This window comes from bacterium (genome assembly GCA_027622355.1).
In the GTDB taxonomy this organism is placed as follows: Bacteria; UBA8248; UBA8248; order UBA8248; family UBA8248; genus JAQBZT01.
Genome location: JAQBZT010000013.1, coordinates 1 through 19807, shown reverse-complemented (window position 1 = coordinate 19807; position 19807 = coordinate 1). Strand labels below are relative to the sequence as shown.

19 protein-coding genes are annotated in these 19807 nt (G+C 62.7%); 5 read left to right on the top strand and 14 right to left on the bottom strand.

Annotation, left to right across the window (positions count from 1 at the left end):
- Positions 1-55 precede the first annotated feature (55 nt).
- The 3 genes from O2807_01800 (at position 56) to O2807_01790 (ending at position 2754) form a co-directional block, all read left to right on the top strand.
- Positions 56-1180 carry a TRAP transporter small permease subunit gene (locus O2807_01800; GenBank protein MDA0999237.1) on the top strand — a complete coding sequence of 375 codons (1125 nt, stop codon included), beginning with the start codon at positions 56-58 and terminating at the stop codon, positions 1178-1180.
- A 3-nt stretch (positions 1181-1183) separates the two neighbouring features.
- Complete coding sequence (locus O2807_01795) at positions 1184-2551, top strand: TRAP transporter large permease subunit (GenBank protein ID MDA0999236.1); 1368 nt, start codon at positions 1184-1186, stop codon at positions 2549-2551.
- A 71-nt stretch (positions 2552-2622) separates the two neighbouring features.
- Positions 2623-2754, top strand: coding sequence for a hypothetical protein (locus tag O2807_01790; GenBank protein MDA0999235.1), 132 nt, complete (start codon positions 2623-2625; stop codon positions 2752-2754).
- A gap of 103 nt (positions 2755-2857) precedes the next feature.
- On the opposite strand, the gene O2807_01785 is transcribed toward O2807_01790, so the two are convergent.
- From O2807_01785 to O2807_01770, 4 genes are all read right to left on the bottom strand, one after another.
- On the bottom strand, positions 2858-4009 hold the full coding sequence (locus O2807_01785) for an acyl-CoA dehydrogenase family protein (protein ID MDA0999234.1): 1152 nt from the start codon (positions 4007-4009) through the stop codon (positions 2858-2860).
- 116 nt (positions 4010-4125) lie between these two features.
- Positions 4126-4767, bottom strand: a complete 642-nt coding sequence (locus tag O2807_01780; GenBank protein ID MDA0999233.1) for a YceI family protein — start codon at positions 4765-4767, stop codon at positions 4126-4128.
- Positions 4768-4829: 62 nt separating this feature from the next.
- Positions 4830-5177 (bottom strand): hypothetical protein, encoded by a 348-nt coding sequence (locus tag O2807_01775; GenBank protein ID MDA0999232.1) that lies wholly within the window; start codon positions 5175-5177, stop codon positions 4830-4832.
- 94 nt (positions 5178-5271) lie between these two features.
- Positions 5272-6183: an NAD(P)-dependent oxidoreductase gene (locus O2807_01770; protein MDA0999231.1), complete on the bottom strand. Its 912-nt coding sequence runs from the start codon at positions 6181-6183 to the stop codon at positions 5272-5274.
- An 87-nt stretch (positions 6184-6270) separates the two neighbouring features.
- Between O2807_01770 and O2807_01765 the strand changes: the two genes are divergently transcribed.
- Positions 6271-6864, top strand: coding sequence for a hypothetical protein (locus tag O2807_01765; protein MDA0999230.1), 594 nt, complete (start codon positions 6271-6273; stop codon positions 6862-6864).
- Positions 6865-6901: 37 nt separating this feature from the next.
- The gene (locus O2807_01760) at positions 6902-7705 is read left to right on the top strand and encodes a DUF169 domain-containing protein (GenBank protein ID MDA0999229.1); all 804 of its coding nucleotides are present in this window, start codon (positions 6902-6904) and stop codon (positions 7703-7705) included.
- 52 nt (positions 7706-7757) lie between these two features.
- Here the strand turns inward: O2807_01760 and O2807_01755 are convergent, their stop codons facing one another.
- The 10 genes from O2807_01755 to O2807_01710 all read right to left on the bottom strand — a co-directional run bounded on the left by O2807_01755 (position 7758) and on the right by O2807_01710 (position 19755).
- A complete protein-coding gene (locus tag O2807_01755) occupies positions 7758-8186 on the bottom strand; it encodes a hypothetical protein (protein MDA0999228.1) in 429 nt (142 codons plus the stop codon).
- A 157-nt stretch (positions 8187-8343) separates the two neighbouring features.
- Positions 8344-8601 carry a 50S ribosomal protein L28 gene (rpmB, locus tag O2807_01750; protein ID MDA0999227.1) on the bottom strand — a complete coding sequence of 86 codons (258 nt, stop codon included), beginning with the start codon at positions 8599-8601 and terminating at the stop codon, positions 8344-8346.
- 2 nt (positions 8602-8603) lie between these two features.
- On the bottom strand, positions 8604-8753 hold the full coding sequence (gene rpmG / locus O2807_01745) for a 50S ribosomal protein L33 (protein MDA0999226.1): 150 nt from the start codon (positions 8751-8753) through the stop codon (positions 8604-8606).
- Positions 8754-8905: 152 nt separating this feature from the next.
- Positions 8906-9889, bottom strand: a complete 984-nt coding sequence (locus tag O2807_01740; protein ID MDA0999225.1) for an ornithine cyclodeaminase family protein — start codon at positions 9887-9889, stop codon at positions 8906-8908.
- A 60-nt stretch (positions 9890-9949) separates the two neighbouring features.
- Entirely contained in the window at positions 9950-11182 is a 1233-nt protein-coding gene (gene amrB / locus O2807_01735; GenBank protein MDA0999224.1) for an AmmeMemoRadiSam system protein B, read from the bottom strand.
- A 76-nt stretch (positions 11183-11258) separates the two neighbouring features.
- Complete coding sequence (locus O2807_01730; protein MDA0999223.1) at positions 11259-12461, bottom strand: MFS transporter; 1203 nt, start codon at positions 12459-12461, stop codon at positions 11259-11261.
- Positions 12458-13411 (bottom strand): amidohydrolase family protein, encoded by a 954-nt coding sequence (locus O2807_01725; protein MDA0999222.1) that lies wholly within the window; start codon positions 13409-13411, stop codon positions 12458-12460. The genes O2807_01730 and O2807_01725 overlap by 4 nt, the downstream gene beginning before the upstream one ends.
- Positions 13401-14456, bottom strand: coding sequence for a hypothetical protein (locus O2807_01720; protein ID MDA0999221.1), 1056 nt, complete (start codon positions 14454-14456; stop codon positions 13401-13403). The genes O2807_01725 and O2807_01720 overlap by 11 nt, the downstream gene beginning before the upstream one ends.
- Entirely contained in the window at positions 14453-16354 is a 1902-nt protein-coding gene (locus tag O2807_01715; GenBank protein ID MDA0999220.1) for a hypothetical protein, read from the bottom strand. The genes O2807_01720 and O2807_01715 overlap by 4 nt, the downstream gene beginning before the upstream one ends.
- Positions 16355-16434: 80 nt before the next feature.
- Entirely contained in the window at positions 16435-19755 is a 3321-nt protein-coding gene (locus O2807_01710; protein MDA0999219.1) for a UvrD-helicase domain-containing protein, read from the bottom strand.
- Positions 19756-19807: the final 52 nt, after the last annotated feature.

Sequence of the window (19807 nt, the reverse complement as noted above, 5' to 3'; positions counted from 1 at the left end):
CCTCCTTCCGCATGGATTCGTATTCACTCTGCGAAAAAGGAACCGGCGCGCGCCAATGCCCAACCTTACGTTCGTGCTTCCACACTGGTTGTACTGGTCGGGCCTGATACTGATCCCGCTGTTCGCTATCCATACCGTCCGCAAGCAGAAGATCGCCGGCAAGACCACCGGCGGGCTGTCGATCGCCATCACTTACATGCTCTGGCTGACCAGCGGATTCATCGGAATCCACCGTTTTTACCTGCGCGACAAGCTCGGTGCAGTCTACATCCCCTTCTTCATCGCCATCCTCTACGGAAACGTGAAAAACCGCGCCGCACGGAATGCACTCTCCGAAGCGAAAAACATGATCCTCAATGCCAAGTTCGATCTCGAGCACATGCAAAAACTTCTGGAGCGGGGCGCGGAAGGCGCCGCCGCCAAGGTGGCCAAGGCCCAGCAGGCGCTCACAGCCATCCAGGAAGAATTCAAGGAGATAGCGGTCAATCTCGACTACTGGCACACCTTTACGTTCGTTTTCGCGCTCCTCATCGCCGCCTTTCTCATCGCCGATGCTTTTCTTCTCCCCCGGCTGTACCGCCGATGCGCCGAACGGGAAGAGAAGGAAGAAAAACCGCACGAAGCCTCCTCCGAATCCTTCCATCGCGATGCCGAGATACGCAATTATTCCCTGGGGGAGCCCCACAACTTCTTCACGAAAATCGTTGATGCCTTCAACGGGTGGGTCGGGCATTTCATCTGCTATTGGTCCATGATTGCCGTTTTCGTCTACTACTACGAAGTGCTCGCGCGGTACGTCTTCAATTCGCCCACCAACTGGGCGCACGAAGGCATGTTCTTGATGTTCGGGATGCAATACCTCATCGCCGGAGGGTTCGCTCTCCGAGAGGATTCCCATGTGCGGGTGGATGTTCTCTACGTTCACATGTCGCGGAAGGTGCAGGCGGTCGTGGACATCCTGACCTCGTTTTTCTTCTTTCTGTTTTCCGGGGCGCTCATGTGGACCGGGTTCATCTTCATGATGGATTCGGTGAACGTCTGGGAGGTTTCCTTCACCGAATGGGCCATCCAGTACTGGCCGGTCAAGAGCACGCTGGCCATCGGTGCACTTCTGGTTTTGTTGCAGGGCCTCTCGAAACTGATGAAAGACATCATGAAACTGGCAGGAAAGGAAGCCTGACACATGGGACTCGAACTCAGCATCGGCTGGCTCACTTTCTTCCTCTTCGGCTCGCTCGTCATTCTGTTGATGGCGGGCCTCCCGCTCGCTTTCGTCACGGGCGGCCTCGGAGTTCTTTTCCTGTACCTGTTCAGCGACCTCAGCATGCTCAACATCCTGCCCTCGCGCATCTTCCCCTTCATGACGGACTATCAGCTTTCGGCCATTCCCCTGTTCATCTTCATGGCGGCGATGCTCGAGCGCGCCGGGGTGATCGAAGAGCTTTTCGACATGGTCTACAAGATTCTCGGCGGCCTGCGGGGAGGGCTCGCCTCCGCCACCATCATCGCCTCGACGATCCTCGCCGCCATGGTCGGCGTCATCGGCGCGGCGGAAGTCACGATGGGCATCATCGCCCTGCCCGCCATGCTCAAGCGCAACTACGACCCGGAAATGGCCTGCGGCGCCATCCTCGCGGGCGGGACGCTCGGCATCCTCATACCGCCTTCCATCCTGGCCATCATCTTCGCCGTGGTGGCCCAACAGTCGGTCGGAGAACTGTTCATCGGGGCCGTCTTCCCCGGCCTTCTCCTCTCGGGGCTCTACATCCTCTACGTCACTATTCGAAGCTACCTGAATCCCGCGATGGGCCCCGCGCTGCCGATCGAGGAGCGCGTCAGCTTCCGCGAGAAAATCGCCCTTCTCCAGAACATTTTCGCCCCGATCGCGCTGATCATTCTGGTGCTCGGCGTGATTTTCTCCGGGGTCGCCACGCCGGTGGAAGCGGCCGGAATCGGAACCTTCGGCGCCCTGGTCGTCTCGGCGCTGCACCGCCGCCTCAGCTGGACCACGATCCAGCAGGCCGCCGTTGTCACCCTCAAGGCCTCGGCCATGGTGCTCTGGATCATCTTCGGCGCCAGCATCTTCGTCGGCTTCTACATCGTGAACGGCGGACAGCAATTCGTCATCGACACGCTGGTCGGAACCGGTCTCGGGCCCTACGGCATCCTCCTGATCATGATGGGCGTTCTCATCATTCTCGGCATGTTCCTCGACTGGGTGGGCATTCTTCTTCTCGCCGTCCCCATCTTCGTTCCGCTGATGACGAAACTTCCCTGGGGCGGCCTGTTCGGGCTTCCGGGCGTGGACCCCAAGGATGTTCCGCTGTGGTTCGGCGTGGTCTACATGGTTAATATGCAAATGTCGTTCCTGAGCCCGCCGTTCGGCTACGCCCTTTTCTACCTGAAGAGCGTCGCGCCCCCCGAAATCACCATGGCGATGATCTTCCGATCCGCCATACCCTTTCTATGCATTCAGGCTTTCGGCCTTTTTCTTGTCATCCTCTTTCCCGAAATCGTTTTGTGGTTTCCCCGGGTTGTGTACGGCAGATAAAACTCTGCGCGTTGTGGCAACTGCTCCTCGAGCCTGAACGGGAAAGGGCATGGACCGGCGCCTCCCCGCGGATGGACCGTGTTTCCTTCCCGGAACACTCCGGCCCGAAGGAGGAGTGCATGGGTGCCGCGCACTATCAGATGCACATCAACGGAAACTGGACCGAGGCCGATGGGGGCGGCATCGAGAGCCTCGGCATGTAGCTGGCGGTGAAATCGATCGTCCTGAATCTCGACAATTAGCGCGGAAGATAAAAAAAAGACGCCCCGTCACGCGGCGGGGCGTTTTTTTTTCGATGTGGAAAAGTCAGACCGGATACCGCTCGAGGAGCCGCCTGGCGATGAGGAGCCGCTGGATCTCGTTGGTGCCCTCGCCCACGGTGAGGAGCTTGCAGTCGCGGAAGTAGCGCTCCACCGGAAGCTCCTGGATGTAGCCCATCCCCCCGTGAATCTGAACCGCCTCGCTGGCGCAAAACTCCGCCGTCTCGGAGGCGAAGAACTTCGCCATCCCCGCCTCGAGGTCGCACCGCTTGCCCTGCTGCTTCAGGGTGGCGGCCTGGTAGGTGAGGAGCTTGGACGCCTCGATCCGGGTGGCCATCTCGGCCAGCTTGGCCTGGATGAGCTGGTGCTGGGCGATGGGCTTGCCGAAGGTCTCGCGCTGCTGGGCGTAGCGGATCGAATCCTCAAACGCCGCACGGGCGAGGCCCACGCTGCGGGCGGCCACGTTGATCCGGCCGCCCTCGAGGGCGCTCATGATCATCGGGAATCCTTCATTTTCCTTCCCCAGAAGATTTTCCAGGGGAACGCGCGCACTTTCGAACACCAGCTCGCTCGAGCGCACCCCCCGGTAGCCCATTTTCTTCAGGTGGCGGCCCACCCGAAAGCCCGGAGTGCCCTTGTGGATCATCAGGCAGGAAATTCCCTTCGCCTTGGGCGCGGCGGGGTCGGTCCGCACAAATGTGCTGAACATGGTGCCGTGCTCGGCGTTGGTGATGTACATCTTCGAGCCGTTGACCACCCACTGGTCTTCTTCCCTCGCGGCCGCGGTGCGCAGGGCGGCGGAGTCGGAGCCCGAGCCCGCTTCGGTCAGCGCCATGCCCGAGCGCCACTCGCCCCTCGCCATCTTGGGGAGATAGGTGTCTTTCTGCTCATCGGTTCCGTGATTCATGATCATCCAGGCGGTCATCATGTGTCCGCCGAGAATTCCAGCCACGCTCATCCACCCGACCGAGAGCTCTTCCATGGCGATGGCGTAGCACACCTCGTCCATTCCGCCGCCGCCGTAGGCTTCCGGTATGACGAGGCCGAAGAAGCCGAGCTCCTTCATTTTCTCGACAGCTTCGACCGGATACCGATCTGCGAGCTCATACTCCATCGCGATCGGACGGATTTCCCGATCGACAAAATCCTTGAACATCTGGCGCGCGCTTCGCTGCAAATCTGTGTGCTGGAAATCCACAGAACGTCCTCCCGCCCTCTGTTTTTCGAATTGTACGGTATCCCGACCTTACAATAAGGGTTTCCCCTTCGGCAAGACGGCCGAACGGCGGACGGGATCGGGGAAAATCCGCCCTTTTACGGCTGCGCTTTCTGCGGCGCGGGTGCCAAAACCAGCCGGACGGTCACCTCGATGACATCCGCGCTCGGAATCAGAACCAGCACCCGCGGGCGGGCCATATCGTAGTCCGAAAGATGGATCGTGACCTTTCCCTGGATGTACAAATCCGTTCCCGTGTCCGCCAGGCGGACGGGAACCTCGATCTCGCGCTCCACCCCGTGGAGCCGCAGCTTCCCCCGCACCACGAGGCGGTACTGGTTCTCCCGGCCCTCCTTCGTCACAGGAGCGGCGAGCCGAAGAGAAGTGCTTTTGTATTCGATGAAGGGATGGGCGTCCGCCTCGAGCACGATATCGAGGAACATCCTTTCCTGCTGCTTTGCTCCCGCCCGCACCGAGGCGGCCGGTATCTTCATCCAAAAAGAGGAGCCTCGCGCAATGTCCCCCCCGTCCAAGAACAGTTCTCCCTCGACCACCCCGAAATGCCCGTCAAACGGAATGGCAAGGCCGCGGAAGGTGAACGAGACGCGGCTTCGGGAAGGATCAATCAGGTAGCGGTAGCGGACCGGCGCGGCGCTCTGCTGCGCGGCCAAGGCGGAGGAGCCTTGGAGCGCAAAAAACAAAAGGAAAAAAACGAGCCACCATGGGAACCGTCCGGCCATCGAAAATCCTCTCGAACAAGAGGAAACCGCTCTTGGCATCGGGGCTCGGGCCCCGGCGCACACTACGCCGCTCCTGCTTCCACGAGATACGCCTGGAAATCCCCCAAAATCGGGGAGAGAAAAGCGACCGCCCGATCCAGCGCGATGTACTCCATGTCCTGCGCATCCCCCGCCACCTCACCGCGCATTCCCTTGACGGCGGAGAACATCTCCCGCGCGCGCGGGCCGGCTTCGGTGTCTTTCCGCGGAGTGGGCTCCTTGCCCTGCTCGATAAAATCCGTGAAGGGGCCGATCTCATAGGATATAAAGCAGAAGGCATGATAAATCGACAGATCCTCCAACTCACCGCTCTCGAGATCGGCGTCCTGGCGCAGTTCGTTCAATTTGGCCAAAACCGGTTCCACTTTCATCTAATATTTTCCTGTCCGCGAAACTTCATGGAGAAAAATCCCAAAACAGTATAGCCGCTCGAATTCTCGGCCGGCAACAAAACCGCGCCCGTGGTCACCCGCCCGTCGATTTCGCCCGGGCCTCCACCCCGGCCTTCCGCTCGATCGCCTTGATCAGCGCGATATGATCCAGCTCTCCCCCGCCCGCCGCTTCGACCTCGTGGAAAAGCTGGAAAACGAGGGCGGCGCCGGGCAGGGGGACGTTCGTCTCATAGGCCCGCTCCAGGGCGTAGCGGAGATCTTTCATGTGGCTCCGCACCTTTCCGCCGGGCCGAAAATCGCCGGAGAGAATTTTCGGCGCCTTCATTTCGAGCGCGCCGCACCGCGCGAGCCCGGCCCCCATCACATCGGCCAGCGCCGCCGGGTCCAGCCCCAATTTCGTCCCGAAAACGAGCGCTTCCGACACCCCCAGAAACGTCAGACCCACCAGGATCTGATTCGCCAGCTTGGCGACGCATCCCGAGCCCGGCCTCTCGCCGACGTGAACGACCTTCCGCCCCAGCGTCTCCAGCACCGGGCGGCACCGCTCGAAAACATCCTTTGGGCCGCCCGCCATGATGGCCAGCGTGCCCGCCGCGGCCCCTTCGGGTGCGCCCGAAACCGGCGCATCCAGCATCCCCACCCCGCGGGCGGCGAGCGCCGCGGCCACCCGCTCCGCGCAAGCCGGGTGGTTGCTCGTCGTGTCGATCAGCACGCTGCCGGGACGCATGGCGTCAGCCAGGCCGCCGGCGCCGAAAACCACCTCTTCCACTTCGGGAGCATCGGGGAGCATGGTGAATATGATATCAGCGCGCGCCGCCACCTCCGCGGGGCTCCCGCAGGGCACCGCTCCCTCGGCCGCGAGCGCCTCGACCGGCGGGCGGCTGCGGTTGGCCACCGCCACCGGATAACCCGCACCGAGAAGGCGGCGGGCCATGGGCCGTCCCATGAGCCCGAGCCCGATGATGCCCAGCGAAGTTGATGACATGCCTGCAATCCTCCACGCTCGGGAAAACAGATTCCCTCCGGCCGGGCGTCATTTGACGCTTACCCGCGCAGGAGCGAAACTGAATTCATGATGAACAGCATACCCAAAACCCGGTCTTTGAACGGAAAACTGATCGCCTTGGCAGCCGCCCTTTTCATGGCGTCGGGCTGCGCCTTTTCCGAGACCAAAAGCCTGGTCGTCGAGATTCGCGTCCCGCCGGTCCGGCCGGCCGCCGCGCCGCGCCCGATCCGCGCCCGCTTCGTTCTCGTTGCGAAAGACGCCGTGAGCGAGCGGAACCTTTCGCGGACCGGCGAATACGCCCTCAGCGGGAAGGGGGCTTTGACCTCGGCCATCCTTCCTGCCGCCGCCGGAAGAATGCAGGCGGCCGGCATCGAGCCGCTCGAATCGGGCGAAACCGCCCGGGCGGACGGGATGGTTGTCATCACGATACGGGAATTGGAGGTTGAACTGAAGGGGGGCTTCTGGAATGGAACCGCGATTCTCGTTGCCGAAAGGTACAACCGGGCGGGCCGGCTGAACGGAAAATGGGAGGCCGCCGGAAAGGGCTCCCACCAGGATTCCCGCGTCCTCGCGGGCGCGGCGGGGCTGGCCATGGGAAAAGCCCTGGACAGCGCCCTGAAAGTTATTCCCTGGGAAACCATCGCCCGCGGAGGGCGCTAGCCGGGCGCCCCGCATCCTTTTCCGAGAGGAACGACGCATGGAACCTGCCGCAACGAACGAATACTACGAAAAGCTGAATCAGTATCTCCGGCTGGCTTCTTTTCCGGTCGCCGTTCGCTTCCTGGAAAGCTGGGACGAGCTGCCCCCCCGCACGAAGCGCCCCGAAAAGGATTTCGGGAACAAATTCACCACCTGTCAGGCGATATCCATGGCACGCCGCTACGGCTGGGTCATCGCCCTCGGAAGGGAGGACAGCAGCTGCGTTCTGGGCGCGATGGCCCTCGGGCTTGAAAAACGGCTCCCCCATTACACCGAGGGGAATCTTTGCGTGGACTTCTACACGGAAAATCTCGAGGCCGGCCGGATCAGCGAGGAGAGCGTCCCGAGGCTCGAGCTGGGAAAATACGTGGGCGTCATCGCCGCCCCCCTGAACCGGACCGCCTTCGAGCCGCACACCATCGTGATTTACGGAAACGGCGCCCAGATCATGCGCCTCGGCCAGGCCTGGCTCTGGAAGCGGGGCGGTACGCTGAACAGCGAGTTCCGCGGAAGGGTGGATTGCGCCGATCTGGCCATCGCGCCGCATTTGACGGGAGAGCCGCAGATGATCATTCCCTGTTCGGGGGACCGCATCTTCGGTCAAGTGCAGGATCACGAGGTGGCGTTCAGTTTTCCGTTCTCGGCGATGGAAGAGATTCTCGAGGGAATGGAGGGAACGCACAAGGCCGGCGCCTCGCGCTACCCGATTACGAACTGGCTCAACTACACGGGAGGATTTCCGCCTTCCTACGAGATGTACCGCGAGATGCTGGACGAGTCCGGCCCTCCGGGAGAGGCGTAGCCCCCCTCCGCGGAGGATCTGCCCGCGTGCATTTTTCCCCTGCGCTTTCCGCCTAACGCTCCCCGTCCCGCGCGTAGCCGACCGCCAGCGCCAGACCGAAAGCCAGGTGCGCGATTGTGCTCGTCACAAGCGCGAGCATCGGCCCTGAACCCCAAAACGGCCGCGGCGGCCCGACCAGTGGCCCCACGATGATTTTGGCGGCCAGCGTCGTGATGATGCCTATCCAGATTCCCTTTATCCACGCATTTTTGCCGGGAATCAGTTTTTCCCATTTCGCATACATCAATCCGAGAACAACGCCGTTCATCGCGTGCGCGAAAAGACCGAATACGTAGGGAGACTTACCAAAAGAGAACGCCATGAGCCGGCTCGGGTCCAGCCGGGGGAGTCCGATTCCGCCGGCCCACTGCGCCGCGACCGTCATGACATATGTGGCGACAAAACCGCAGACAGCGGCCCGCCAGTAGTTTGGCCGTTCCATCCCTTTATCTCCTCACGCGGGCAGGATATTGAGCAGACGGATTTTCTCTGGACGGAAAACAAGTGAAATCATACCGAAAAGCGCCGGAAGTTCAAAGAAAAAAATTTAGGATGGCGAAGGAAAGTACCGGAAAACGGGGGTGAAGGGAACTTCGCGCTTATACTTTGATGCCCCGGCGGCGCAGATCCACCAGGACCGAAGAGATGCCATTTTTCGCGATGGTCTTGATGCCCCGCGCCGAGACGCGGAGCGTCACCCAGCGCTTCTCCTCGGGCACCCAGAAGCGCTTGTTGTGGAGGTTCGCCTCAAACCGCCGCCGCGTCTTTTTGTGTGAGTGGCTGACGCTGTTGCCATACATGACGTACTTGCCAGTCACGACGCAGTGTTTTCTGGCAACGGGCTTTTTCTCGGACATTGCTATTTCGTCTCCCGGAATGGCTGGTGCTTGTGGCAAAACCTGCAGTACTTCTTGAATTCGAGCCGATCCGGCGTGTTGCGCTTGTTCTTGGTTGTACTGTAGCGCATCTTTTTGCACTCGGTGCACTCAAGCTGGACAATATCCCGCATCGCGCAATCGCTCCATCGAAAAAAACCGGGCCCTGCCCCATGCCCCGGAGAGAAGCGAAAACATACGCGATGGAGAGGGAAAATTCAACCCGCCCCCGGCAACTCCCAGCGGACGGGACGGAACGGGAGAGGGGCGCTGTATCCAATTGTTTTTACACGGGTTTACTGAACACAGTATCTGTCTCGAAGCGCTTTCCCACCCCCCGGGCGATCGCCCGCCGGTAGAGTTCCCCGGCGATGGCCACATCCTCGATGCCCACCCCCTGGCTGAGGAAAAGGTTGATCTCCTCCGCGGAGCCGCGTCCCGGCACCGTTCCGTTCGCCACCAACCCGATCTCGATCACCTGGCCCCAGGAGAGGACCTTTCCCCTCACCGCCAGGATCAGATCGCCGCTTTCGATCTGGGCGCCCTCGACGCTGTCCGTCACCACGCGGCCCCGGGCTGCCCGCCGGATAGTCTCATCGTCGATCTCCCGGTTGGTCGGCCGGTTCGAACCCGCCGCAATGACCGTCGTGCCGGGCGTCAGATCCTTTCCGTCGAAAACCGGATCGGGCGAGGTGGTCACGGTGCACACGATGTCGGATCCCTTCACGGCTTCGGCGGAAGATGACACCGGAACCAGCTCGGCGGACACCTTGTCCTTCATCGCTGCCACGAACTTCTGGCGCTTCTCCCCGCTCCGGCTGTAAATCTTGACCGTCTTCAAGGGGCGCGCCGCGCAGAGCGCCTCCAGCTGGGAGCGCGCCTGCCAGCCGGTGCCGATCAATCCGGCGACCGAGGAATCCTCCCGGGCGAGATAGCGCGCCCCGACGCCGCTCGCCGCACCGGTGCGCAGCTGGCCCAGCACGTTCGCCTCCATGAACGCCAGCAGCTCGGCCGTGTTCGCGTCCCAAAGGAGCAACACGAACCGCACCCCGATCCCCGGGAAAGCGGTGTAGGTCTTCAGCCCGATGAAGCCATCCTCGGGGAGCGCCCCGTACATCACATGCAGCATTCCCTTCGGCAGAAAAAGGCGCCGGCGGGGCTGATTGGGCGCCTGCCCGTTTCCCTGGGCCTTGAATGCATAATCCACCCGCTCCATGACTTCGGGCATGGTGATCAAACTGCTGATTTCCGATTCGTTGAGATAAAGCAAGGCCGGTCTCCTATGAAAAAGACGGCGCCCGCATGAATGCCCGGGCGCTTCTCGTCAACTTTAGTGAAGAGCCATGCTGCAGAAGGTGACCGTCCCGTTCGGGTCGGGCCACTGGCTGTAGCGGAGCACCTCGCCCCGGCAATTCTCCAGGGCTCGTAAGATGGTGTAGATGGGGGCGAGCCCGCACACCTTCCGGCGATCCCCGTCCTTCGCCACGCTCCAGTAGAACGCCTCCGCATCTCCGCGGCAAACCGCATCAAGGGAAGCCCGATCCTCCTGGGCCAGCATGGCGAGTTGTTCCGCGTCCACCGCCTCTGCGTCCCCGAACTGCGGCCCCACGTGAGCGAGATCGACGCTGGCCAGCAGGCAGACCTTCCGGCCGCTCTCCTCCGCCCCGCCAATCGCCCCCTGCAAGGCGGCGAGGAAACTCTCGAATTTCTCCGATCCGGCAGGGGAGCTTTGCGTGTGGATGAATTCGCCGAACGACCCCACCAGGATGGGAACGAACCGGATGGGCCGCTCCGGATGGAGATAGCGGAGGAAGACCGCCTGGAATTCGATGGAATGCTCCGCCCGGTGTGCAAACTCGTCCTGAAAAAGATCCTCCGGCGCGCGCTCCGCCAGGGATCCGACAAAATCCGCATCCACCTCCAGCACTCCGAACGGCGTCTCGAACCCCTTGCGGGTGAGGCCGTACATCGCCTGCATCGGCGCATGGCAGGTTCCCAGAACGATGTACAGATCGGCGTCGGAACGCTCCGCCAGCGCCCGGTAACTCCAGGCGAAGGTGGTTCCGCCGCGCGGAAAATCTATATGCGGAACGATGAGACCGCGCAGGGGGTTTTCCGGAACCGCGCCGTTCGGCCCGGGAAGGCCGGGACCATCCTCGTGCGTGAAAAAATTCTTCAGCTGCGAGCGAAGGGAGTCCGGCTCTGCTTCATAGCTGCGGCCAGCCAGAAAACTCGGCCGGGTTTTGCCCCGCATGTAGTTCTCAAAGAGCTGCCCCCGATAGGAATCAAATCTTTCGCCTTCGAGAAACCGGGCTTTCTCGAGCTGATCCACCAAATCCCGCAGCTGCTCCATGGAAACATCGGCCCGATACTCTTCCTTGTAGATGCTGCGAATCTCCTCCAGCGAATGCCTTCCGTCGAGTCTTTGGAGAATGGGGACGGCCGCCATCGAAACCACCAGGACCGCATCGCTCAGATGGAACGGATCGCGAAGCATCAACCCCTGCTCCCCGCTGTTGTCGATCGGGGTGGCTTCAATCTGCCGGAGGGCGGGATGGACCATACTGTGAGTTCCTCACATGGGAAAGAAAAACATCCTAGACGAGATTTCACGTTCCGGGAACATAAAGGCGAAAATCTTACGAGGACTTATCGGCGGGGGGGCCGAAAAACTGTATCGTCCAGAACCCCACCACTGTGCACCCGGCCAAAAAGTAAAACGCCGGCGCGAAGCCGCCGGAACTTTCACGTATCAAGCCCGCCAGCCAGGGTCCGGAAAACCCGCCGAGGTAGCCCACGCCCAGAATCAGCCCCGCGGCCTGGCCCGCCTGCGCATGCGGCACCGACCGGGCCGGATAGCCCAGGCAGAGCAACACCCAGGCGTTGGCGCAAATCCCGATCGCCACCGCTGCCAGCGTGGTGAGCCAAACCGAGGACACCGTGAGAAGGAGCAACGCCAGAACCGTCACGGTCACGCATACCCATAAGAGAGGGCGCTCGCCTCCGAACCAGGAAGCCACGCGGTGGGCCACCAGCACCGTGATGACACCCATCCAGGGAACGAGTGAAACGACGCCCGCCGCCGACGACGGAGACAGCCCCTGCTCGGCCAGGATCGTCGGGAGCCATCCGATGCTCGTGAAAAATACCTGATTTTCAATAAACAGAGAGATTGCCACCCCCCATATCGCAAGACTTCTCCAGACGGTTCCGCCGAAAACCGGGGAAGACGACGCCTCGCCGCCCTTCTCCATGGCGGTGGCGGCGCGTGCTGCGGCCAGCCAGAACGCGAAAGCGGCCGCCAGAACCAGTGCCCATCCGAGATAACCGCCTCTCCAAACCTCTCCGCCCGGCAACCCGGGGAAAATCGCCATGAAATGCGTCAAGGCCATCGCCAGGCCGCTCCCCGTAATCACGGAGGCCGTGTAGAGAGAAGACCCGAAAGCGCGCTGCTCCGGAGGAAGCGTGACGGCCGCGATTTTCGGGAGCACCGGAAACACCATCCCCACGCCCGCTCCCACGAGAAGCGTGGCCGCGGCAAATCCGGAAAATCCCGTTCCCCACGCGCGGGCGGCGCCGGCCAGGACGGTCAGGCCCGTCCCGAGCATCAGAACCTTGTTCATGCCGATGCGATCGATAAAAGCGCCGCCCGCCAGCGCGAAAACACCGATCGCCACAAACGGGGCCGAAAGGAGAAAACCCGCCTCTCCGTACGTCAGTCCCAGGTCCCTCTGAACGGAAACGATGAGCGCACTCGTCGCAATCAACGAGCCGAAAACACCGATCGCCACAAGACATACGGCAATCAGCGGCAAAAAACCGCAGGAGGCGGGCCGGGTCATGATGCAAGTTCCATAAGTCTGGCGGCGTTTCCGCCCAGCCATTTTTCCCGGACTTCCGGCCGGAGGGGCAAGCCGCGCAATTCATCGGCGATCTCCCGCATGCCCTGTTCCATTAGCGGCCAATCCGTGCCGAAAAGGATTTTGTTTTGAAGAACGTTATTGCCGAAGTGCATCAGCATCTCCCAGCCCGATCCCGGATAGGCCAGGTATTTCCACCTGTGGCCAGAGGGATCGATGTAGAGGTTCGGGTGGCGCCAGGCCGCGGCCACCATGTCGGGAATCCAGGGCCACCCGCCGTGGCCCGCGATCACCTTGAGCCCGGGCATCTCGCCGCAAAGGCGATCCAGCACTCGCGGATGCCCCAACTCCATCGGATGGCCGGGGGACCAGTTCACCGAGGCGTGGATCCACACGGGAACGTCCAGCGCCACGCACTTTTCAAATATCGGCCGGTAGCAGGCGGAATCCGCCGGCAAGCCGTGAAGAAAGGGAACCAAAAGAGCGCCGTGCAGCCCCAGCTCCCGGACGCCGCGCTCGAGCGTGGCGGCCGCGTCTTTCTTCAGGGGGTCGAGGCCGAGAAAGGCCGCCAGTCGATCGGGATGCTCCGCCACCGCACGGGCCAGGACCTCGGGCGCCAGCGGCGGCGCGCCCGTCGTCGTCTGCGAGTCAATGCTGAACACTGCCGCGCGATCATACCCCGCCGCATCGAGATCGGCGACGAACGCCGCCGCGTCTTTTCCGCGCGCCGACGCCACCTCCTCGATGAAGCCGGCCACCTCATGCGGAGGGCGATCGAGCATCCGCCGGCGAAATTCCTCCTCCGGCACGCCGCAAAAGCGGCTGAGGCCCCGCGAAAACATGCGGAAGTAGCCGGGTATGGCCGCCCACCCGAGAAGACGCGCCCGGTAGCTTTCCGGGACGGGGAGGAAGCTGCAGATATCAACTATCAAGACGAAGGCCTTTCTCTCTCCGAACGGAACCGGAAATAATCGCCCGCGGCCAGACCGCGGCGCTCTTCGGCGCGATGGCCGAAACCGCCGCACCGGGAGTGTTCCCGCTGACGGCGAGGCGCGCCGCCGTGAAAAGCAAAAGAGCGCCCACGAACATCCCGGCCGCCAGGACCACCGCCCGGGATATATTCCCGCGACGCTGGATGATGCTGAAGAGAACCTCGATCAACACCAGACTCGCCGCGCCCGAAGTCAGGATGAAAATCAGGGGCCATTTTTCATTCGCCGACCACAAGCCCATCTCGAACCATCCCTGGATCAGCCAGGGAGAAAGAATCATCAACAAGAGAAAAGGACACAAGGAGAAAAAAGCGCCATGCCGGATGACGCGGGCGGCGCTGTCAAACGATCCGCCAGCCGTCCAGCGAAAAACCAAACGGCCCAGAATCATGAGAACAATGCCGCCGGAAACCAATGAAGACAGCCAGAGCGAAACGAGACGTGCCAGCCATTCGTGCGCGAAAAGAACGGACAGCGCATCGCCGCGGAGCGACGGCCAGAGCGACGGTCTTTCCACCACAAAAGAAATCGCGGCAAAGCCCCCGGAGACGGCGACCGCACAAAGACCCGCCGCCAGCGCGGCCGCAAAACGAACATCTCTCTGCCCCTTCTTTTCCGTCCGCATCTTTCCCAGAGCGAAAATGAGAAGGACATAAAAGAAAAAAGCGGCGAATCCGGCCGCCCCCACCGGGAAGAGCAACATCACCGAAATGATCACCTCCTCCGTCCTGCCTCCCGCGATGGCGATGAGGGTACCGACCGCGAGAATGACCAGGGCGGAGACATTGCCTTTCCCGACCTCGGCGAGCCTATCGGTGACTTCCAGAAAACCTCTGTTCTTCGGACGCTTCCCCCAGAAGAGCAAATGGGCCATCAGCCAGGGAACAACAAACGCCAGCTGGATGGCCAGGAAAAAGAACCCGAACACGGCCACCACAACCCAGAATTCTAAAACGGCCGGAAATTTCGCGAACAGGGAAATCATGGTTTCGCTCCCGCGGGGGCCGCTTTTTTCTCCGCGCCTCCCGGTGCACCCGGGGTGCCGGATTTCTTCTCTTGTTTTTCTTTCTCCGGATCGATGATCACGATGTTCCCCCCGGGGACGGGAAAATCATCCCCCCTGGGCTTCTTCTCCACCAGGGAGGGAGCCGCGGGAGAAGAAGGCGGCAGAGCCTGCTGTGTCGAAGGCGGGGGCGTCCCCGCGGGCGGGGAAGCGGGAGGGGGAGGCGCCTTGCCCGTTTCTCCCCCGGCCTTCGGTTCGGGCTTTGGCTCGCCGGAGGGTGTTGCCGGCGCAGGCGCCTTCTCTTTTTCCGCCTGCGGCTTCACAGGGGGTTGCTCTTCGCCTTCGCTCTGCTTCTTCTCTTCCGCGGGCGCGGCGGCGGGAGGCGGCGCCCCTTCTTTCGGCGGGCCTACAGGAGTCTCTTCTGGCGCTTTTGGCTTCTCCGCAGGCGCACCTTCGGGGGCAGGCGTCCCGCCGGCGGCCGGTTTTTCAGGCGTCTTTTTCCCGGGAGCAGCGCCTTCGGGCGGCGGAGCGGTCTTTTCCCGGGGCGAGGGCGCTTTCTTCACGGGCGGAGCGGTAGTCTTCGGGGGAGAAGGCGGGGGCGGCGGCGCGGGCCTGAAACCGGCGGCCCCCAGCTTCTCTTGCAGATAGACGGCCAGCGCTTCTCTTTCCTCCTCCGTCCCCGCCAACACCGGCAGGGCGGGATGGCGGCGGTCCAACTCCGACAAGAACGCCGAAACATCATCCGCATACCGGAATCGGGATTTGGCGGATTCCCATTTCTCGCCGGCATGGCAGACCGCGCACTGCCCCCGGAAGAGATAGCCGCCCAGGAGCGCCCCCGCGGGCGCTTCCTGTCCCGGCTCCCAGGGAACCGGCTTCCAATATCCGGCTTCATTCAAAAGAGAAACTTCTGACACGCGAATTCCGTTCCGGTACATATGTCCCTGGATGAGGAAGGGAGAGGGGACGGTGCGCCGGCTGGCCTCGGAAGCAACGATCGCCAGCCCTCCCAGCACGATGAAAAGGGCGGCCGCGCGCAATCCGAATCGATCCACACGCCTGACCGCAAATATCTGGACCAGTTTCGCCAAACCGGCTTCCAGGAGGAAACCGACGGCCACCCACAGCCCGAACGAAACACCCGCATCCGTGACCCAAAATACAACGGCGGCCCACACGAGACCAAAAACCGCAGCGGCAAAGGCGGCTCTCGCCATCCATGCGCCCAACTCGCGCACCAGGCCGCGCCGCCACAGCGCATCCTGCTGGCGCGCGGCGTAGAACAATCCCGCGGCCCCCGAGACAGCGAGGGACAAAAATCCCCAATGGAGAAAATCAAGGATCGCAAAGGGATTCAGAACCGCCACCCAGAGAGCGTGGTTTTCGCGCCAGCTTCCTCCCGTTAAAAGAAACGAGCGGAGCGAGATGAAAACCGCCGCCGTGACCCACAGAAAAACCGCCGCCGCGACGCCCGCCATCCAATGGCGCCCGGGTGCATTTCGCCATTTCTTCCCGCCCGATGCATGCACCCCCAGAAACACCACACACAGAATCAGACCGAGCCCGCCGACAATGAGCGCCGGAAAAAAAATCTGGAGAATGTCCGACGCCGCCCCCGGATGGGCAAGCGTTGCGGAAAACCCGGTCAATCCGCCGGCGAAACCAATCACAACCACTGCGGAGGAGAAGAGGAGGCGGGACAACTTTTGGGAGAGTTCCTCCCACCTGGGCTCCATGCTGCCGAGACCTCTCCGCCCGGCCGCCGCCATCCACACGAGGGCGCCCGCGATCAAGCTTCCCGCGAGGGAAAACGCGATGACGGACACAAACAGGAAACTCGCGGCACTGTCCGGTGAAATGGCCAGGAGGGGAAAGCGCAAAAGTCACCTCAAAGGAAGGAGGATGTCCGGCCGAAACCGATGGGTGGAATTTTAGCAGAAGAGCGGAGGATTATCGTCTCTCACGCGGGCTTGTGCACAGCCAGAAGAACGCGCTCCCGGAGGGCTTTATCCACCGTCAGCGAAATTTCCGCCCCGGGGCGAAGGTAGGAAAACACGACCTCCCGGACCTTCATGGCGGTCGCCTCCTCCAGCCCGAGGGCATACGCCCCGCCCTGGAGGGAATAATGTTCCGTCCGGGCCGGAATGTCGCTCTCGCCGATGGCGTCCGTCTTGAAATCGGCGACAACGAGCCCTCCTTCTTCCTCGAAGACAAGATCGGCGAAGCCGCGCAAAAGCCTGCCCGCCACCGACAGGAAAAAGGGAAACTCGTGCCATCTTCTGGGCGCCGCTTCCGCCCGCCGGAACAGCGGCCGCTCAAAGGCCGGCCGGATCATGGCGACGGCCGCCTCCGCTTCCCGTGCACCCAGGCCATGGGAGAGCGCCCAGGCTTCCGCATCCGCCGACAAGGCGTTCAGCTTCCCCAAAGAAAAAGGTTCGAGCCCCGCCAGCAGATCGTGCACCAAGCGGCCGAACTCCACGCCGCCGGCCCCCTTTTCTCTCTCGAAAGATGAAAGCGCGTGCCGCTCCCCGGGATCATCTCCCGCGTCCGAATCCGAGAGTCCGCTCGCGGCGAGCGGTGGCATCGCCCCGCCGTCCCGGAAGCCGCGCTTCATCTCATCGAGCCTGCCCGAAAAAGAATCCCGAAGCCGGAGCGCCGCCGTCGCCGAGGGGCTCGCTTCCGAAAAAACCGCATCCGGGATCCGGAAGAAACTTTCTTCCGCCTTCGCCATGAGCAACGGCTCGTGGAAGATTTCGGCCGCTCCCCCCTCCCCCCTCTTGAGTCCCTCCGGGTCCAGGCCCGCTTCCTCGAATAAACTCCAAAGCTCGCCCCGGCCATCCGAATTGAAAAGCGGAACAAAGAGAAAATCCCGGGCGCGGGTCGCGGCCACATACAAAAGGCGCTTGAGCTCCTCGCGCTGGATATCCTTCTCCCGGGATTCTGATTCAAGAAACTCCGTTGTCATTACGCGCCGATCTTTCGGACTTTTTGGCCCGACCGCCACATCCACCCGGCGGCCAATCCGATCCGCGATCCAATTGATGGAATGCTTGGGAGGAGGCGCGCTCAGATCCGCCAGGACGACGACCGGAAACTCGAGCCCCTTGGCGGCGTGCATCGTCAGGAAGCGAACCTCGCTCCGGCCGGCATCCTCCAGCGCCGCCTCGGGCTCGCGCGCATCGCGGCCCAGGGCGAGGTTCTCGTCGAGATGGGCGCCGAACTCGGCCACCCCCCGGGCGCTCCCCTGCCCGTAAACGAACGCCATGTCGAGGAGCTTCAGCATGTTGGCCACCCGGCGCTCGCCGTTGGAGGCGCCCAAAAAGAGCTCGAACGCGTGTGTCTCGCGGAAAATCTCCTCCAGCATCGCGCGGGCGCTCATCTCCCCGCGCCGGGCGTGCCACTCCCGCATCCGGGAAACCGCCGCGGCCACCTCCGGGGCGGGACGGGTGATGCCATCTCTCTCCAGCAGATATCCCGCCAGCTCCGGATCGGAGAACCCGTAGAGGGGCGAGCGAAGCGCCGCCGCCACGGCCAGCCGGTCGCCGGGATGGTTCACCGCCCGCAACACCGCCCCCGCGGCGGCCACCTCCATCTGCTCGTAAAAACCGGTTCCGCCGTCCACGGCAACCGGTATCCCCGCCTCGCGGAATACCTCCTCGAAAATGTCATAGCCCGTCCGGTACCGGAAGAGCACCGTGACATCGCCGAAGGTGACAGGGCGCGAGGTTCCATCGGGCAGCGCGATCTCCTCTCCCTTTTTTTCGACCAACGCGCGAAGCGCACCAGCAACGGCGGCCGCCTCCTGCCTTCTTCTCGCCTCGGCATTGGCGCCGTTCTCTTCTCCGCCGCCGGAGAGCGGGTCAGGAATCAGCCGCACCCGAGGGCCCTTCTCCGAACGAAACGCCTGGAGGGGGACATACTCGGGCTGCACCCCTTCCACCTCTCTGATCATTTTCGAAAATACGCCATTCACCCAGTCGATGACGCCGGGCGTGCTCCGGAAATTCTGATCGATCGAAATGACCTGCCGGCCCTCCGCCTTTTCCACGCACACCTTCACCCGGTGGTAGATCGCGATGTCCGCCCGGCGGAAGCGGTAGATCGACTGCTTGGGATCGGCCACAAGGAAAAGCGGCGCGCGATCGAGGCGCGCCGCCGGCCACTCGCCGCCCTCGGGAATATCGCCCACGAGGCGGAAGATCAGATCCACCTGAAGCGGATCGGTGTCCTGAAATTCATCCACGAGAAAATGGCGGAACCGCGAGCGGAAGTGCGACCGGGCGGCGGGGCGCTCCCGGATCATTTTCACGGCCTGAAAGAGGATGTCCTGATAGTCCATCAGCCCGGCTTCCCGCATCCGCGCCTCGTAGACCTCGGCAAACTCCCGGAGCGAGGCAATCACCCGGGCCAGAATTTCATGCGAGACCCCGCTGGTGGCCGCCGCCCGGAGTTGGGTGAATTTCTCCCGTATTTCCTGCAATTTCCCTGCATCCCACTTTTTGGCGGATCCCACATTTCTCCGGAAAGGGGGCATGTCCCACAACGCCCGCATGAGCCCCGGCAGGGTGAGGCCCGAAAGCCCTTCGGCCCACCTCTCAAACGCATCGAGCTGGGCAAAGGCCTTGTCCGTACGGTCCAGGCAATGGGCGTGCGCGAAGTCCGCACACTCTCGGTAGAGATTCCGCACTTCTTCGATGGCCGCCTCCGGCGTCAGGCCACGGGGCTCCGGAAAATCGGACCGCAGCTCAGGAGCATTCAGCAGGACATCGCGCACCGTCGTCAGATGACCCCGGATGGTGAAGCCCAGGGAGAAAAAATCCGCCAACGCCGGATCGTCTGTCGCGAATTTCTCCTGAAGCCATGCTTCCCACGCCTGATCGCGGAGAGAATCGCTGGCCACCGGATCCACTTCGGCAATCTCGGGCGGAAGGCCGGCGTCGAGGGGACGCTCCCGCAGCAGGGAGAGGGCGAATCCGTGTATGGTCGAAATGGGGGCGCGCTCGATGTCCCGCAGGGCATCGCGCAGGGCGGGGCCGCCCGCGGCCTGCTCCCGGAGGAGGGCGGCCCGGATGCGCTCGCGCAGCTCGGCCGCCGCCTTCACCGTGAAGGTGATCGCGGCGATTTCCTCGATGCGCGCCTTCTCCTCCCGGATGAGGTGGACCACCCGATCGACAAGAAGGCGGGTCTTGCCCGTCCCGGCGCCGGCCTCGACCAGCACCGGGCCCTCCGTCCAGTGGACGGCCAGCTCGCGGCGATCGGCGTCTGAGGGCTTCCGCGTCATGGCGCTTTCTCCTGAAGCTCTTTCCACCGCCGGCGCAGCGGCGCATCCGCCT

Coding starts and splice junctions, on each gene's coding strand:
- O2807_01790 (MDA0999235.1), top strand. CDS start 2,623: ATGGACCGTGTTTCCTTCCCGGAACACTCCGGCCCGAAGGAGGAGTGC.
- O2807_01765 (MDA0999230.1), top strand. CDS start 6,271: ATGATGAACAGCATACCCAAAACCCGGTCTTTGAACGGAAAACTGATC.
- O2807_01720 (MDA0999221.1), bottom strand. CDS start 14,456: ATGATTTCCCTGTTCGCGAAATTTCCGGCCGTTTTAGAATTCTGGGTT.
- rpmG (MDA0999226.1), bottom strand. CDS start 8,753: ATGCGGGATATTGTCCAGCTTGAGTGCACCGAGTGCAAAAAGATGCGC.
- O2807_01770 (MDA0999231.1), bottom strand. CDS start 6,183: ATGTCATCAACTTCGCTGGGCATCATCGGGCTCGGGCTCATGGGACGG.
- rpmB (MDA0999227.1), bottom strand. CDS start 8,601: ATGTCCGAGAAAAAGCCCGTTGCCAGAAAACACTGCGTCGTGACTGGC.
- O2807_01795 (MDA0999236.1), top strand. CDS start 1,184: ATGGGACTCGAACTCAGCATCGGCTGGCTCACTTTCTTCCTCTTCGGC.
- O2807_01755 (MDA0999228.1), bottom strand. CDS start 8,186: ATGGAACGGCCAAACTACTGGCGGGCCGCTGTCTGCGGTTTTGTCGCC.
- O2807_01775 (MDA0999232.1), bottom strand. CDS start 5,177: ATGAAAGTGGAACCGGTTTTGGCCAAATTGAACGAACTGCGCCAGGAC.
- O2807_01730 (MDA0999223.1), bottom strand. CDS start 12,461: ATGACCCGGCCCGCCTCCTGCGGTTTTTTGCCGCTGATTGCCGTATGT.
- amrB (MDA0999224.1), bottom strand. CDS start 11,182: ATGGTCCATCCCGCCCTCCGGCAGATTGAAGCCACCCCGATCGACAAC.
- O2807_01710 (MDA0999219.1), bottom strand. CDS start 19,755: ATGACGCGGAAGCCCTCAGACGCCGATCGCCGCGAGCTGGCCGTCCAC.
- O2807_01800 (MDA0999237.1), top strand. CDS start 56: ATGCCCAACCTTACGTTCGTGCTTCCACACTGGTTGTACTGGTCGGGC.
- O2807_01760 (MDA0999229.1), top strand. CDS start 6,902: ATGGAACCTGCCGCAACGAACGAATACTACGAAAAGCTGAATCAGTAT.
- O2807_01780 (MDA0999233.1), bottom strand. CDS start 4,767: ATGGCCGGACGGTTCCCATGGTGGCTCGTTTTTTTCCTTTTGTTTTTT.